Consider the following 14,915-nt stretch of genomic DNA (forward strand, 5'->3'; position numbering starts at 1 on the left):
TGGAGATAAGCGGGATCGAACCGCTGACCTCTTGAATGCCATTCAAGCGCTCTCCCAGCTGAGCTATACCCCCAGATTATGTGTGCCGTCTCTCGACTGCTTGATTATTATATCAGCTGTATTTCGAAATGTCAACAGGAAAACGAAAAATTTTTTCATCCGTTTTTTCACCGGTTCTTTTCCGCGTTAACAGGGGTATTCCAGTTCGAAGGAAGCCCGGTCAGTTTCCAGTTTCCACAAAATGGAACCATCCTTCCGCAGCTGATATCGAACCGGGCAACAAAGATTTTCGTGGATCGTTCGCGTCATTGCGCCACAGACCGGCGCATTCAGCGGCTGCCCCGCCTGACCAATCCGTTCCGCTGTGAGAACAAGGTTCCTCTGTCGGATCTCCATCCAGCCACCCCGGGCACTCACCAGCCTTGCCCCCAGATAGCTTGCAAAGCGGTATTCCCTGCCCCGGATTTTCAGCAGTGCAATTACCCCGGGAAAGGCAATCGGCCCCACCGGCACCCGGGCGGCTGCCAGCATCAATGAGCCTTCCGGAAAGAGGCACTGGCTCCAGGCATATTCTCGGGGAAAGGAACGGCCCCGGTCGCCTTCGATATACCCTTCCGCGTTTTCGAACCGGATACGTTTTCCATTCACAAACAGTATCCCGTCCACCCGATGCTTCATACTGGCAATCCGATGGCTGCACTCCATAAATGGCAGCAGCGCAAAGGGGCCCATAATTGGCATGTGCAATGGCTGCAGTGGGCCGAAGCGAAGCACCCCCTGTATGTTCCAATGGGCACTCCTGACCGAAAGCGAAACACCGCGTGAGCAGAACAGATTTTCTCCCAGAATCGCTCTGGGGCTGGCCCAGCTCACAGCCGCTCGATCTGCCCGCATTGGAATCACTCCGCTCTGTTCGCCCCACAGGATTTGCAGAGAGGCCGCACTTTCTTCCGTTGACCCGTGCACCGCCGGAATCAGCGCAATACTGCACTCGCTTGACTGAACCTTAAAATACCACCCGCAAAATGACGGTTTCATTTGCATGCTCCTTTTCTTTCACCGGCAACCATCGGATTTCCTGCGGAAGCACCGGGTCTGATAAATCATCTTATTCTCAGCATTCCCCATAAACAGCCCTGTCATCAGTGTTTTCAAAACATTTCTGAAAAAGTTTCCGATTGCCCCTTTTATGGGACACAGCTTTTATTATAATGATAGTAATCCGCTGGTAAATTGAACCTGTAAAGCAACTACTCAGGAGCAGAAAACAAGCAAAACGGTATTTGTTTTTCTCATGCTCCATACGGAAAACCGAACCAGATCAATCGAAAAAGGAGAAAAAAATATGCCTTATATGGACAAACGGCAACAGAATATATCTGTTTTTGAAGATACCCGCACCTGGTACACACAGGACGCAATGCTGAAAGACGCCGTTCGCAAATCGAGGCACGGTACCAAATTCTATGTCCCCGGCGCAGTTTCTCCTGCACCGGAACTGCTTGCACGTTTTTCCGAGGATATGCACATCCTTGTTTCGACGGAACGGACGCTTCAGGCGGCCGGGAAATATACCGGCCAGAAGGTTGCCGTACTGAACTTTGCATCGGCCACCAACCCGGGCGGCGGTGTTCTTCGCGGCAGCTCCGCCCAGGAAGAAGCACTGTGCCGTTGCAGCACTCTGTACCCTTGCCTGCTGAGCAATGATCTCTGGCAAAGCTACTACCAGATGCATCGCGATCGGGACGACGTCACCTATACAGATGCATGCATCTATACGCCGGATGTTCTGGTAATTAAGACCGACACAAATTCTCCCGAGCGACTGCCCAAAGGCAAAATCTACCCGGTGGATGTAATCACCTGTGCGGCGCCCAATCTGCGCCCGCAGCCCAACAACTACATGAACCCCGGGCATGGCGCACCGGTCCGGCTGACCCGCGAGCAGATTCGCACCCTGCATTTGCAACGCGCTCGCAAGATTCTGTCGGTGGCTGCTATCCATGGCGCCGAGGTACTGATTCTGGGCGCTTTTGGCTGTGGTGCATTCTGCAATCCACCTGAAGTGGTCGCGGGCGCCTTCCGTGACGTCCTGCCCGACTTTGCACACGCCTTCCGAACGGTGGAATTTGCAGTTTATTGCACACCCCGGGATGATTCCAACTACCGCACCTTCCAGCAGATTCTGACAAGATAATCCTTTCCTCAGTTTTAACAGGCCATCTCTTACAGGTGGATTTTCCATAGTTTCAAAAGGGAGCAGCCCGCGCAAGCGGACGGCTCCCCTTTTCTCTCTTTTATGCTTTGGGGCGATCCTCCCGAAGCTGCTCCAGCACGCTCCATCCAATGGGTAAAGTGAGGGCAAAGCTCAGAATATCTGCAGCCATCTGAGCAAATTGTACCCCGGCCAGCCCAAACAACCAGGGCAATAACAAAATCATGGGCACAAACATGATTCCCTGCCGGGCTGATGCCACCACACTTGCCTTTGCAGCCATTCCAATGGTTTGCAGCAACATGCTGCACAAAATGATCCAGACGCTGAGCACCAGCACAAGGCACTGGGCCCGGAGCGCCAGCGCACCAATGCGGGCCACCTGTTCATCATTGCGGAACAGCAACATCAGCGGGTGTGCAAACAGAATGCCCAGCACCGAAAAAACCGCCAGTGTTCCACTGCCCAGCTTCAGGCAGAAGAAAAACGCCTCCCGCACCCGTTTGTAGCAGCCTGCACCATAATTCGTCCCGCAAATCGGCTGAAAGCCCTGCCCGAAACCGATCAGCGCCGAGTTGGCAAAGGCGGTAATTCGCCCCACCACGCCCATGGCAGCAATGGCCTGATCCGCCATAGTTCCGCCATAGTAACCGGCAGCCAGATTTAAAAGGACAGTCGCCAGACTGCCCAGCCCCTGCCGGAACATGGAAGGGATTCCTCCCTTCAAAATTCCTTCCAGATAACGGCGCTTTAAGCTCATCTGGTGCCAGTGTACCTGAACCACTGCCCGTTTCCGGTGCAGCACCCACAGCAGTACAAAGCTCATGATCTGGCTGATTACCGTGGCGAGCGCCGCCCCTTCCACACCCATGGAGAGGCCAAAGATGAGAAGCGGGTCCAGCAGCACATTGGCCACCGCACCTGTCACGATACCGATCATGGCCACCGAGGCGTTCCCCTGAAACCGCAGATGGTTATTGAGCACAAACGAGCACATGATGAACGGTGTGCCCACGAAAATGACACGCAGATATCGCATCGTATAGGGCAGGATGGTGGGCGTGGAGCCCAGCAATCTGCTGAGCGGCGTTACAAATAGAATACCAAGAATTCCAAGCACCACGCCTGCCGCAAAAGCGGTAAAGAAGCTGGTGGCAGCCATGTGCCGGGCATCCTCATAATTGCGGGCACCCAGCTGCCGGGAAATGTAGTTGCCGGACCCATGCCCAAACAGAAAGCTGATTGCCTGAATCATGGCCATGGCGGAAAACGCAACACCCACCGCAGCGGTGGACTGGTTGTCCAACCTGCCCACAAACGCCGTGTCAGCCATATTGTAGAAAGCGGTGACCATCATGCTCACCATCGTTGGGATCGACAGCTCCCTTACAAGTTTCGGAATCGGTTCCGTAGTCAGATACCGCACCTTTTGTTCCGGATCCATCCGGGTAATTTTCATTTTCCTCTCCCCTTCTTTCCGCGAAACATCCTGCTTCGACGTGATTGTCCTTGCCTGACATTCTCTATTAATAGTGCTCTTTTTCCCAAACCACCTTCAGCGGCAAAATCCGTTCATACCGTCTGACGGGCCGCTGCTGCCCATCCAAATCAAATTTGCAGTAGGTGAAATCAAGGCATCTGCGCATATCTAAAGCCTGATAAAGAAGCTGCAGCGTCTGCGGTAACTTTTTATTCTGCATCAGGCAGTCACGCACCTGTACTCTCTGGCGAAGCTGCCTGACCTCCTGCTGCGAAAGGAAGCCCTCCAATTGGGAGATAAGAGCTTTTTTCTGATCAGGGCTCAAAAAACGACTGATGGAAATGGAGTCAAAAATCATCCGCGCTTCGTTCAAGCCAAACTTTGGATGGTATGCTTTATAGCTGCGCTGGTTATGTGCCAGAACCTGTGAATCAATCCGAACCGAAAGCGCCCGCAGATCGCTTAATTCCATCAACACGGAAAGATCCCGACGGATTCCCTGCTCCGAGCAGCGTTCGTCCGGATATCGCTGGATTAATCTGTCATGAATTTCATGCAACGTCAGCGCCCGGCGCTCATTGGTTTCCTGTTGCAGGATCGAAAGCACATGGATCAGTCTGGCCTTGCTCATGATAACCTCTCCCCCGAATGGCGTTTTTTAATTATAGTATATTGACCGCGAGGGGCGAAAGCAATGCTGTGCGGCTCTGTTTTTTCCGTTCCCTTTTTGCAACCAGACAAAGGAAGGGCCTTTTGCAAAAGCAAAAGGCCCTTCCTCCTATAAATATAATTCCGGTTTTACGGCAATGACCCGTTTATTCCATTACACGGATTGCATGGTAACCTTCATGTACCGCGGTAAGAATCTTGCGGGGAGCAATGGCATCACCGATCACGGTAACATTATCGTAGTTTGCCTCCAGCAGATCCTCCAACTGATTATTCGCTTTGAAACCGGCAGCATTGAACACGGTATCGCAGGTCAAAACGATGGTTTCGCCATCCTTCTCGTAAGTAACAGAATCCGGAGTGATCTTTGTTACCTTGGCTCCTGCGGCCACCTTTACTCCCCGATCCTTCACCATATTGCGCAGATGCTGATCGTTATTCAGGCAATGTGCCGCACTGAACAGAATATCCGGCATCATCTCCACAATGGTGACCTCGTCTGCATTGGGCGCGATATCGCAGGCCGCTTCGGTACCGGCCAGACCGCCGCCAATTACAACAACCTTTTTGCCCGCAGCAGCGTTATGGGTCAGATACTCGGAGACAGGTGTTGCATTTTCAATGCCCGGAATCGGAGGAATTGCAGGATCGGCACCAGCAGCCAAAATCACCTTATCCCAATTGCCGCCCAGTACATTTTCTGCGGTGGCTGCCTTGTTATAGCGAACCTTTACGCCCAGCTTATCGCACTGCACCTTCATATAATTGATTAGCTTGATGATATCGGCCTTGAAATCCGGACCACCCGCTGCCCAAAGCGTGCCACCCAGACGGTCGGTCTTCTCCCACAGCTCCACATCCCAGCCACGCTGACGGGCAGTAATGGCAGCGGACATACCGCCGGGGCCGCCACCGATGACCAGAATCGATTTCTTGGAGCCATCCGGCTTGGGCAGAGCATAATCCCGTTCCGCATAGCAGGTGGGGTTCACAGCGCAATAGTAATGTTTGCCGGAGAATCCAGCCAGCAAGCATTCGTTGCAGCCAACACAGGGGCGAATATCCTCGTAGCGGCCTTCCTTGACCTTGGTCGGCCAGTAGGGATCGGCCAGCATTTCATGACCCAGGCCCAGGTAATCGAGCGTTCCGTCCTCAATCACCTTGTTGGCCAGCTTGGGATCAAACAGCTTGCCATCGCCCAGTACCGGGATATTCACAACTTCCTTGATTGCCTTCTGTACATCCAGCTTGTGGCCATGCTTGGAGTAAATGGTGGTGATTGCCTGATACCACTCCTCATAGCATCCGGTATCCACATGCAGAGCAGTTACACCGGCTTTTTCAAAGATTTTTGCCATTTCGATGCCTTCGTCCAGAGTGCGGAAGCCTTCTACGCGCTGATCGGGAGTGAATTTTACCAGAATGGGGAAATTCTTCGGCACATTCTGTTTGATCGCCTCGATGCACTCCAGCGTAAAGCGCATACGGTTCTCCAGACTGCCGCCGTACTCGTCGGTGCGGTTGTTCCACTGCTTGGACTGGAACTGATCCAGCAGATATCCGCCATAAGCATGAAGCTCCACCGCATCCGCGCCTGCGTTGATGGCCAGGCTTGCGGAATAGCCCACCTTTTCCACCAGATAATGAATGTCCTCCTTGGAGAACGGCTTACAGATCAGATCCTTGTACCAGAAGGCACCCACAGAGCCCGCGGAATACGGCGGAGTAAACGGATCAGTGAACTGCTGCCGACCCAGACCGGGAGAAAGCTGGACACATACCTTGGCGCCGTAATTGTGGCAGCGCTCAACAAGCATATTCAAACGCTCTACGTGATGGAAATTGGAAAGCTCCGTGCAGGGCCGCGCCTCATATTTTGTAGAGACCACATTGGCACCGGTAATAATCAGACCAGCGCCGCCCTTGGCTCGTTCCATAAAATAGTCGATGCCTTCATTGCAATAAGAGCCATCTGCCTCACCAGTGGTTCCCATTGGCGACATGAAAATTCGATTTTTCAGCTTCATGGATCCCAATTGCGTTTTGTCAAATAAACTGTTCATTGATGTATCCTCCTTGTCAACTGATGTTTGTACCCTTCCAATTTTTTACACTTTTTTATGCGATTCCTCCCAACTGCAGCAGAACGCTATTTTTGCTTTGAAAAAGCAGCAAACGGGTAACCTTACGTTGCAAAAGATTACACTCCGCATCCCTTTCAACGGATTGCCGCTCCGTTCTAAAATCTGTTATAATAAAATGGTTAAAGCTGTAACAAACTTTCTGCAGCAATTATACCACTGTGGCTTTCCCTTGCCCATGTGGCGCTCCACAAACCGTAAAGGAGGATTTGTGCAAAATGACAGTTCGTTTTCAACGACAGAACGAAGGAACTGTTCCAGAAGCCTATCGCATCTTCTTCGAAGTATTAAAAGAGGATAATATTGATGCGATGATAAAGGCCGCTTGGGAATTTTTTGGTCTGCCTATTCTTCTGACTGACGAAAACTACAAATCCATATGTCAGTACCCCCCAAGAAAGCTGGGACAACCAATTTGGGATGCACTTTTGGAAAACACTGCCTTATCACTCGATGTGATCCAAATCTACAATGACGCTTATTTAAAGGACAGCGAGCCATACTATAAACCGTTCTACTCAAACGAAGGCCCTTCCGAAGACTGTCCCCGTATTTTTGGAGAAATTCATTCCCAAGGCCGAATTTATGGATATATCGGGATTTTCTTCTTTGACTCGCCGCTTCTTCCTCAGGATCTGGAATGTACACAAATTTTTCTGGACGCATTAACGATGCTGATGCTTCCCCGCCACGGCAGAGAAGGCGCATCCCGATCCTCTTATCTGAAGGATCTGCTGGAAGAAAGTACTTCTCCGGAAGCGAAAGCACTGGCGCTTCGTTCACTTACTTCCTGCCTTCCGGGTTCCTATGCGGTGATGGCCACTCCCATTGGCAGCACCGCATCTCAGCAATCTTTTGCATTCCTTGCAATTTCCAAAATCCCCATGCGGCACCGTTGCGCTGTAAGTACAATTTATCAGGGCTGCATTGTGACTCTGTTTGGTCGGTTGGAAAAAGAGGGCTTCTCACCTCAGGAACGAGAAGTTTTCCAGCAGGTCGCAACATTTCTGTCTAAGACCCATGTCTCCAGCGGCATTTCGCATCTGTTTTCAGATCTAACAGAGCTTAGCGGGCGTTTTCAGCAAGCGCATATGGCCTCTCTTGCAACCAATGAGCCCTGTGTCTTTTTTCAGGATGTCTTCCCCGCCCCTATTTTCGAAGCCGTGTGCGCTCATGTGAACGTGAACATGTTTCTTCATTCTGCTCTGGATCAGCTGCTGGCCTATGATGCTACCAATCAAACCGAATACTTCCGCACCTTGCAAGTGTACAGCCTGACATTACATAACAAAGAATCCACCGCCCAGATTCTTTGCATTCACCGAAACACTCTCCTGTATCGATTGGGAAAAATCACTGAATTATTCCAAATCCCATTTGAAGAGCCCCACACTGCGCTGGCATTGCTCAACAGCTTTCAGCTCTATGGAATCAATACCCTCGGACGCAGCGATTTTGGCCTTTGTTGATAATTTCGCACAGAGAAGTCTGCTTCAAAACAACCTAAGACGAGCCGTTTTTTCTGTAATCCACTGAAGAAAAGCAAAGGAGCGATACCCGCTTTCAGAACGGGTATCGCTCCTTTTGTCTTTTACTCAGCGAATGCTCAGTACTTTTCCTTTTGCTTTTTGCTGTAAACCACGGTACCGATCATTCCGGCAGACGCCAGCAGCAGCACGCCAACCCAGACCACCAGATTGGCCGAGTCGCCGGTCTGAGGCCCATTTGCCGGTTTGGGTGCGGCAGTGGTGCTGTTCGCGCCGGAAGCATTCTGGGAAACGGATTCCTGAGACGAACTGCTGTCGTCGGTGGAAGGAGTTGCCGTCGGGCCCAGCTTCGGCAGCACCTCGGTTTTTGTTTCTCCGCAGATGCTGCACACATACTTGATGTAGCCGTCCTGATCGCCGGTCGCTTCCACACGCTCGGTTTCCACGAAGCGATGTGCCTCCTCGGAGGCTGCGTCGATCAGCTTGATGCGGCCCTGACCGTAGGGATTGCCGTACTGCGCCGCAGAGATCATACCCTTCAGATCATTCTGCAGGTAGCGGATCAGCAGATCCTGATCCTTTCCGCAATCCTCCTGTACCATTTCCGCACCCTTGAACATGGTGTAGCCGTCGCCGCCGCTCTGCAGGGTATATGCGCTGCCTGCCAGCGTATAGAAGGCATCCGGATCGATGGCTTTCCCGTTCACCTTAACATTCTGTACCCGGCGGGGCTTGGATGCATCGATGCCGGTGTATACACCCTGACTGTCGGTCAGAACCGGGCTTTCCTTCACATGGAGATTGATCTCGTAGGTCAGACCTGCGGTGTGCATAAAGCCGCCATTTTCCGTCAGACCGGTGCCCTCCTCATTCAGCGGGGCATGGGCGCTCCATTCCAGCGCATCCAGAATCTGCTGACCGGTAACCTTCAGCACGCACATGGTATTGCCGAATGCGTTCACATCCATCAGATTTTTCCGGGTCACAATGCCCTTGTCCACATTTGCACGAATTCCGCCGCCATTGGCAAAGGCAATGTCCGCGCCGGTGGTCACCTGATAGGCATCCGCCACAAAGTTGCCCAGGTTGGTTTCCCGGTTGCGGATAATCCGGTCGCCGGTGGTCGGATCCACGGTGGTCAGAGCCGCTTCCGTGGAGCCCAGCTCCTCGTAGGTGAACTCCTGCATTTCCTCATACTTATCGATGATTGCCTGAGTCTCCTCGTAGGCTGCCAGAGAAGAAGCGGTGGCGTCCACATCCACCTCCTCCGGCTTGAGAAGCTGGCTGGTAATGCTGCCATCCGCGTAGATGGTCATTTTGCCGAAGTTTTCAAACTTAGTGCCGGTGGAGGTGAGCAGAACGTCTTCCCCATTTTTGTTCTTGACCGCTTCGTCCGTAATGGTGCTGTGAGAATGTGCGTCAATGAACGCATCGATGCCCGTGGTATTGGCGATCACATCGGTGGAACGCCAGGGCTCCGAACCTGCGTCGGTTCCCAGGTGACCCACCGCGATGACCAGCTCTGCACCCTCTGCTCTGGCGGCGTTCACCGCATTCTGAATGGTCTCGTAAAACGCATCCTCGCAGAAGCTGTAGATGTAGTTTCCGTTTTCGTCCTGGAAATAGGCAGGTGTGGATTTTGTATAGGTCTCCGGGGTGGCAATTCCCAGGAAGGCCACCTTCTGACCCGCAACAGACACCATATCATATGCATCAAACACCGTATCGTCGGTCTTCAGATCCACGAAATTGGCGCTCAGATATTCATATTCCGGCATCACATCCGCTTCCGTCTGCCCGGAAAGCTGCTTGAATACATCCATGCCATAGTCGAACTCGTGGTTACCGGGCACCGCATAATCGTAGCCCACGGAATTCATCAGCTCCACAATGGCCGAGCCTTCGGTCAGAGTTCCGATCACCTCGCCCTGCACCGCGTCGCCCGCGTCGATGGTAATGGTGGAATAGCCCTCGTCCAGCATCTGCTGCCGGTAGGCTGCCAGGGCGGAATAATCCTCCATGGCACAGTGGACGTCGTTTGTGTACAGAATCACAGCATTGTTCGGAATGGGCTCGTAGTCCGGGCCCTCCGGCACATTACCAGCCGCGCTGCCTCCGAAGGAGTAGGCCGCAACGGTGCCGGAAACCTCACATGCTGCCAGCAGCATCGGCTTGCCGTTCAGGGAGAGGAAGCACAGTCCCTCCGGGGACACATCCTCCTTGATTGCCTCGCTGAAATCACGGGTATTGATATAGTTCACATAGCTGGCATTGGCCGGGTCGGTCACATCGTAGACCATAACACCGCCGATGCGCTCCAGTGCAATAAACGCATAGGTGCAGCTGCCGATCTGACCCACGGTAACGGATTCCGATTCCGGGCCCTTCTTCGCGCTGCGATCGTCAATATCCGTATTGTCGTTGGAGCAGTTGAACCAGCTGGGAAGATAAACGGCAGTCTTTGCCTCAAAATCATTCCCGCTCTCGTAGACCAGCTCCATGGTATCCGCATTATAAATGGCGAAGGAGCGGCCGCCGTAAAGGTATTCCTTGGCGGCATCCGGTACGGTGGTGCAGCCTTTGTCCAGCACACGCACCTTTTCCGCCTGGGAGCCATCGGAGGCGGTCAGGGTCGCCTTTGCCTCGTTGACATAGTCGCCCCATTCCCGTGCGTCGCCCTCGTTGGCCGTTACCAGATAGCTGGTGCCGTTTGCCGCAAAAACGCTGATGGCATCCGGCATGTAAACGCCCAACGCACCCGGATATGTTTTGGCTTCGTACTTTTTGTCCTCCACCAGATCGATGGCATTTTGCTCCAGGCTCAGATCCTTGAAGCCCATGCTCCTGACCGAGGTGATGGTCTTGCTGTTCAGGTCCACCGTAGCAATGGCGTTTGCTTCCTGCAGGGAAACATATGCCTTGGCATCATCGGGGGAAACCGCGATATATTCCGGTTCCAGATCCGCTGCGGCGGTGTTCATCTGGCCGTTTACAACGCCTATGAGCACGCCGTTTGCGGCCAGCTCCGCTGCGTCGAAGGCTTCAAACCCGGCGGTGGTCACGGTATCCTCCACCAGATCCACAATGGAAACCGAGCCGGCGGGATCAACCGTGCCTTCCCCGTAGCCCTCCCGGGGCTCGCCTTCGTTGGCGGAAAGGATCATGCGGCCATTGTGGGTGAAGGTAACCATATCCGGCTGAACACCGGTTTCATAGGCCGCGATCATGTTGAAATCATAATCCAGCAGAACGATGCGGCCATTGTCCGCATAGCCTGCCGCCTGAAGCGCCACCGCAATGTGATCATTGACCGTATCCACGGCCACGCTGGTCATATCGCCATAGGCAAAGCCCTCCACCAGGCCCCGCATATCCTTGCCGTCCTTGATGGCCAGCCCGGTTTCCGAAACAGCCAGGCGGTACAAAAGTCCATCCTGACCATTGACCACATAGGCTTCACCGGTGTCCGCATTGTAGGAAACGATCTCTGCAACGCCGCCATCCTTATTTGCCGCTCCGATGGCCACACTGTTCAGCCGCTCCAGCGTGAGGGCTGCGTTTTCCTCAAAGCTGCCGGTGCGCAGGGGTTCGCCTTCCGGCTCGGACGGTGTTACGCTGCCGGTTTCCCCGCTGGAATTATGCGGGCCCTGCTCGGCGTCCACTGTATCCGCATAGCTGACCTCGCCGCCGTCAGTCTGATTGTTGTCTGTATCCGTGAACGCATTTCTGCGGACTGCCTTTTTCTTGGACTGGATATCGGAATACGCACCTTCATACGCCGGAGGTACCTGTGCCTCTTCCGTATCATTCCCCTGAACAGCCAGAAGATCCACATATCCCTGCGGACGGTTCGTATCCGTAATGGCTCCGGAGAAGTTCTCGTCCAGGGTCACATCCTGGCTGAACAGCGCCACTGCCACACCCTTGTTGTGAAGGGCAACCTCCCATTCCTGGTCTCCGGCCGGAACCTGATAGTCTCCGGAAGGATCGGCAACCGCCGCACAGCGCACCAGATAATAGCCCTTTGCCGGAATCGTTCCGGTCAGGGAAAGCTCGTGCCAGGCAGTGTCTCCGCCGTCTGTACTGGAGCGGTACTGCAGCTCCCAGCCGGTCAGATCCACCGCCGTATCACAGGGATTGTACAGTTCAATAAAGCTGTGGCTGGCATAACCGTCATCGCTTCCGCCGTACACCTGATTGACCAGAACATGAGGGACCGTTACATCATATCCCCCATCCTGGTTATAAGGGACTCCGGCGGTTGTTCCTTCCTCGGCCGCAACCGTCAGCCCGCCGGGAAACATTGACGCAGCCATTGTGGCGGCCATGATTCCCGCCACCAGTCTACGCTTCCATGTGTCTCTCATAAAGCGCTCTCCTTTTCCTTCAAGCTAGAATTAGGATTTTGGATTCATCCACACCCTTTTCCTATGCTAACGGGTTTTGCACCCAGCTTCCGCCATGCTTTCGTTAATTTATCGTAAAATTCGCCGCACCTGTTTTTTCGGGTGTGCAAGAAAAGAAAGAAACTGTTTCCAATCACAACTGGACGGTTCTACTGCGTTTGCATATAATTTCAGTAATGGTTCGCATTTGCAGGCCAGCATCAAAATCACATTGAAATGGAGGTACACTTCTATGTCCCTGATTCAGAAAGAAATTGCCGATTTTACCGTCCAGTGTTACCAGGACAACGCCTTCCGCGCTGTGAGCAAGGCGGATGTGCTGGGCAAATGGAGCGTTTTCTTCTTCTATCCCGCTGACTTTACCTTTGTCTGCCCCACCGAGCTGGAGGATCTGGCAAATCTTTACGAGAAGTTCCAGGCAGCGGATTGCGAGATCTACGCAGTTTCCTGCGACACCCACTTTGTCCACAAGGCCTGGCACGATGCTTCCGAGCGCATTCAGAAGATCCGGTACCCCATGCTGGCAGATCCTACTCATTGCCTGGCAAAGGATTTTGAGGTATACATTGAGGCCGACGGTCTGGCGGAGCGCGGCAGCTTTATCGTGAATCCGGAAGGCAAAATTGTGGCCTATGAGGTAAACGCAGGCAACGTGGGCCGCAACGCCGATGAGCTGCTGCGCAAGGTGCAGGCCTGCCAGTTCGTGGCAAAGCACGGCGACGAGGTATGCCCCGCCAAGTGGCAGCCCGGTGCAGAGACTCTGAAGCCCAGCCTGGATCTGGTGGGCCAGCTGTAACGAGAAAACGGTTGCCAATCACACTCCTGACAAAGACCCATGGCCCTTTTCGGGCCATGGGCAAATGGGTTTCAGTATGAACAATTTCTACGATGTAATCGTTATCGGCGGCGGCCCGGCCGGGCTTACCGCCGCTCTTTATCTGGCACGGGCCCGTTACCGAGTGGTTGTGGTGGAAAAGGACCATTTCGGCGGGCAGATCACCATCACCTCCGAGGTGGTCAACTATCCCGGCGTGGAGCGCACCAGCGGCACCCAGCTTACCGAAACCATGCGCAAACAGGCGGAGCATTTCGGCGCAGAGTTTCTGCTGGCAGAGGTTACGGCGCTGGACATGACCGGTGAGATCAAAACCGTGCAGACCAGCCGGGGCCCCTTGCAGTGCTTCGGCGTACTGCTGGCCACCGGCGCGCATCCCCGCATGATCGGCTTCCCCGGAGAGGAACAGTTCCGGGGCCGGGGTGTGGCATACTGCGCCACCTGCGACGGTGAATTCTTTACCGGCAAGGATGTTTTTGTGGTGGGCGGTGGTTTTGCTGCTGCGGAGGAAAGCGTATTTCTCACCAAATATGCCCGCCATGTGACCATCCTGATCCGGGAGGAGGACTTCACCTGTGCGCAGGCTGTGGCGGATGCTGCCCGGAATCACGAAAAAATCAGCATCCTGACCAACACCGTGGTGGTGGAGCTTTCCGGCGATACCGCTCCCCGCCGCATCCGGATCCGTAACACGAAAACCGGACAGGAAACCGAGCACCGGGCGGCGGAGGGAGAAACCTTCGGCGTATTCGTCTTTGCTGGTTACTCCCCCTCCACCGATCTCGCCCGGGGTGTGGCAGAACTGGACGAGCAGGGCTACATCCTCACGGATCGCAGCCAGAAAACCTCGGCGGACGGGCTGTATGCCGCCGGAGATGTGTGCGTCAAGCCGCTGCGCCAGGTGGTCACTGCCGTGGGAGACGGCGCTCTGGCTGCCACTCAGCTGGAGCTGCTCTGCGCCGCCATGCAGGCCAAAACCGGGATTCATCCCACGCAGCCGACAGCACGCGGCGCAGACCCGGAACCCGTTTCCGGCGGCGGTGAGCTTATCAGCGAGGAGATGGCTGCTCAGCTTCGCACCCTTTTTGAGCGGATGTCCTCTTCCCTGATTCTTCGCCTCTACCTGGATCAGACCGCCGTATCCCGGGAGCTGCGCGGGTATATGGAAGAGTTGGCCGCCCACACCGACAAGCTGACGGTGGAGATTGTCGCTCCGTCCGGAGCGGAACACCTGCCCTGTGTGCAGGTCTGCCGCGAGGACGGCAGCTGGACCGGGCTTGCTTTCCACGGCGTGCCCGGCGGGCATGAGTTCACCTCCTTCGTTCTGGGCCTGTACAATGCTGCCGGGCCCGGCCAGAGCCTGGACCCGCAGACCGAAGCGGCCATTCAGGCCCTTCAAAAGCCTGTGAAGCTTCAGGTGCTGGTCTCCCTATCCTGCACCATGTGCCCGGAGCTGGTGACCGCTTCCCAGCGTCTGGCCGCGGCTCATCCTCAGGTGACGGCACAGGTATATGACCTGAACCATTTCCCCGATCTGCGGGAGAAATACCAGGTAATGAGCGTTCCCTGCCTGGTAGTCAACGACGGCGAACAAATTCTCTTTGGTAAAAAGAACCTTCCGCAGCTTCTGGAACTGCTGAACTCCTGAAAACAGTTTGCGCCGCACGGATATCCGTGCGGCG

General features: G+C 54.3%; 9 protein-coding genes and 1 tRNA gene. 4 read left to right on the forward strand and 6 right to left on the reverse strand.

The annotated features are described in order from the left end of the window. A tRNA-Ala gene (locus ACESYO_RS06325) sits at positions 1–73 on the reverse strand. A gap of 113 nt (positions 74–186) precedes the next feature. After that, positions 187–1,044, reverse strand: a complete 858-nt coding sequence (locus ACESYO_RS06330; protein WP_373209602.1) for a tocopherol cyclase family protein — start codon at positions 1,042–1,044, stop codon at positions 187–189. A 301-nt stretch (positions 1,045–1,345) separates the two neighbouring features. On the opposite strand from ACESYO_RS06330, the gene ACESYO_RS06335 reads away from it, so the two are divergent. Continuing rightward, positions 1,346–2,197 carry a TIGR02452 family protein gene (locus tag ACESYO_RS06335; RefSeq protein ID WP_373209603.1) on the forward strand — a complete coding sequence of 284 codons (852 nt, stop codon included), beginning with the start codon at positions 1,346–1,348 and terminating at the stop codon, positions 2,195–2,197. A gap of 100 nt (positions 2,198–2,297) precedes the next feature. Here ACESYO_RS06335 and ACESYO_RS06340 read toward each other — a convergent pair whose 3' ends face one another. The 3 genes from ACESYO_RS06340 to ACESYO_RS06350 all read right to left on the reverse strand — a co-directional run bounded on the left by ACESYO_RS06340 (position 2,298) and on the right by ACESYO_RS06350 (position 6,427). Continuing rightward, complete coding sequence (locus ACESYO_RS06340; protein WP_373209604.1) at positions 2,298–3,674, reverse strand: MATE family efflux transporter; 1,377 nt, start codon at positions 3,672–3,674, stop codon at positions 2,298–2,300. Positions 3,675–3,741: 67 nt separating this feature from the next. Next, entirely contained in the window at positions 3,742–4,326 is a 585-nt protein-coding gene (locus ACESYO_RS06345; protein WP_373209605.1) for a hypothetical protein, read from the reverse strand. Between the two features lie 184 nt (positions 4,327–4,510). After that, the gene (locus ACESYO_RS06350) at positions 4,511–6,427 is read right to left on the reverse strand and encodes an NAD(P)/FAD-dependent oxidoreductase (RefSeq protein WP_373209606.1); all 1,917 of its coding nucleotides are present in this window, start codon (positions 6,425–6,427) and stop codon (positions 4,511–4,513) included. Positions 6,428–6,723: 296 nt separating this feature from the next. Here ACESYO_RS06350 and ACESYO_RS06355 point away from each other — a divergent pair, with 296 nt between their 5' ends. Continuing rightward, complete coding sequence (locus ACESYO_RS06355) at positions 6,724–7,974, forward strand: PucR family transcriptional regulator (RefSeq protein ID WP_373209607.1); 1,251 nt, start codon at positions 6,724–6,726, stop codon at positions 7,972–7,974. Between the two features lie 137 nt (positions 7,975–8,111). Here the strand turns inward: ACESYO_RS06355 and ACESYO_RS06360 are convergent, their stop codons facing one another. Then, entirely contained in the window at positions 8,112–12,359 is a 4,248-nt protein-coding gene (locus ACESYO_RS06360) for a choice-of-anchor I family protein (RefSeq protein WP_373209608.1), read from the reverse strand. Positions 12,360–12,630: 271 nt separating this feature from the next. On the opposite strand from ACESYO_RS06360, the gene ahpC reads away from it, so the two are divergent. Both ahpC and ACESYO_RS06370 read left to right on the forward strand, forming a co-directional pair. Further along, complete coding sequence (gene ahpC / locus ACESYO_RS06365; protein ID WP_337574714.1) at positions 12,631–13,194, forward strand: alkyl hydroperoxide reductase subunit C; 564 nt, start codon at positions 12,631–12,633, stop codon at positions 13,192–13,194. 64 nt (positions 13,195–13,258) lie between these two features. After that, a complete protein-coding gene (locus tag ACESYO_RS06370) occupies positions 13,259–14,881 on the forward strand; it encodes an FAD-dependent oxidoreductase (RefSeq protein ID WP_373211222.1) in 1,623 nt (540 codons plus the stop codon). Positions 14,882–14,915: the final 34 nt, after the last annotated feature.

This window comes from Allofournierella massiliensis, from assembly GCF_964241245.1.
Classification (GTDB): domain Bacteria; phylum Bacillota; class Clostridia; order Oscillospirales; family Ruminococcaceae; genus Allofournierella; species Allofournierella massiliensis.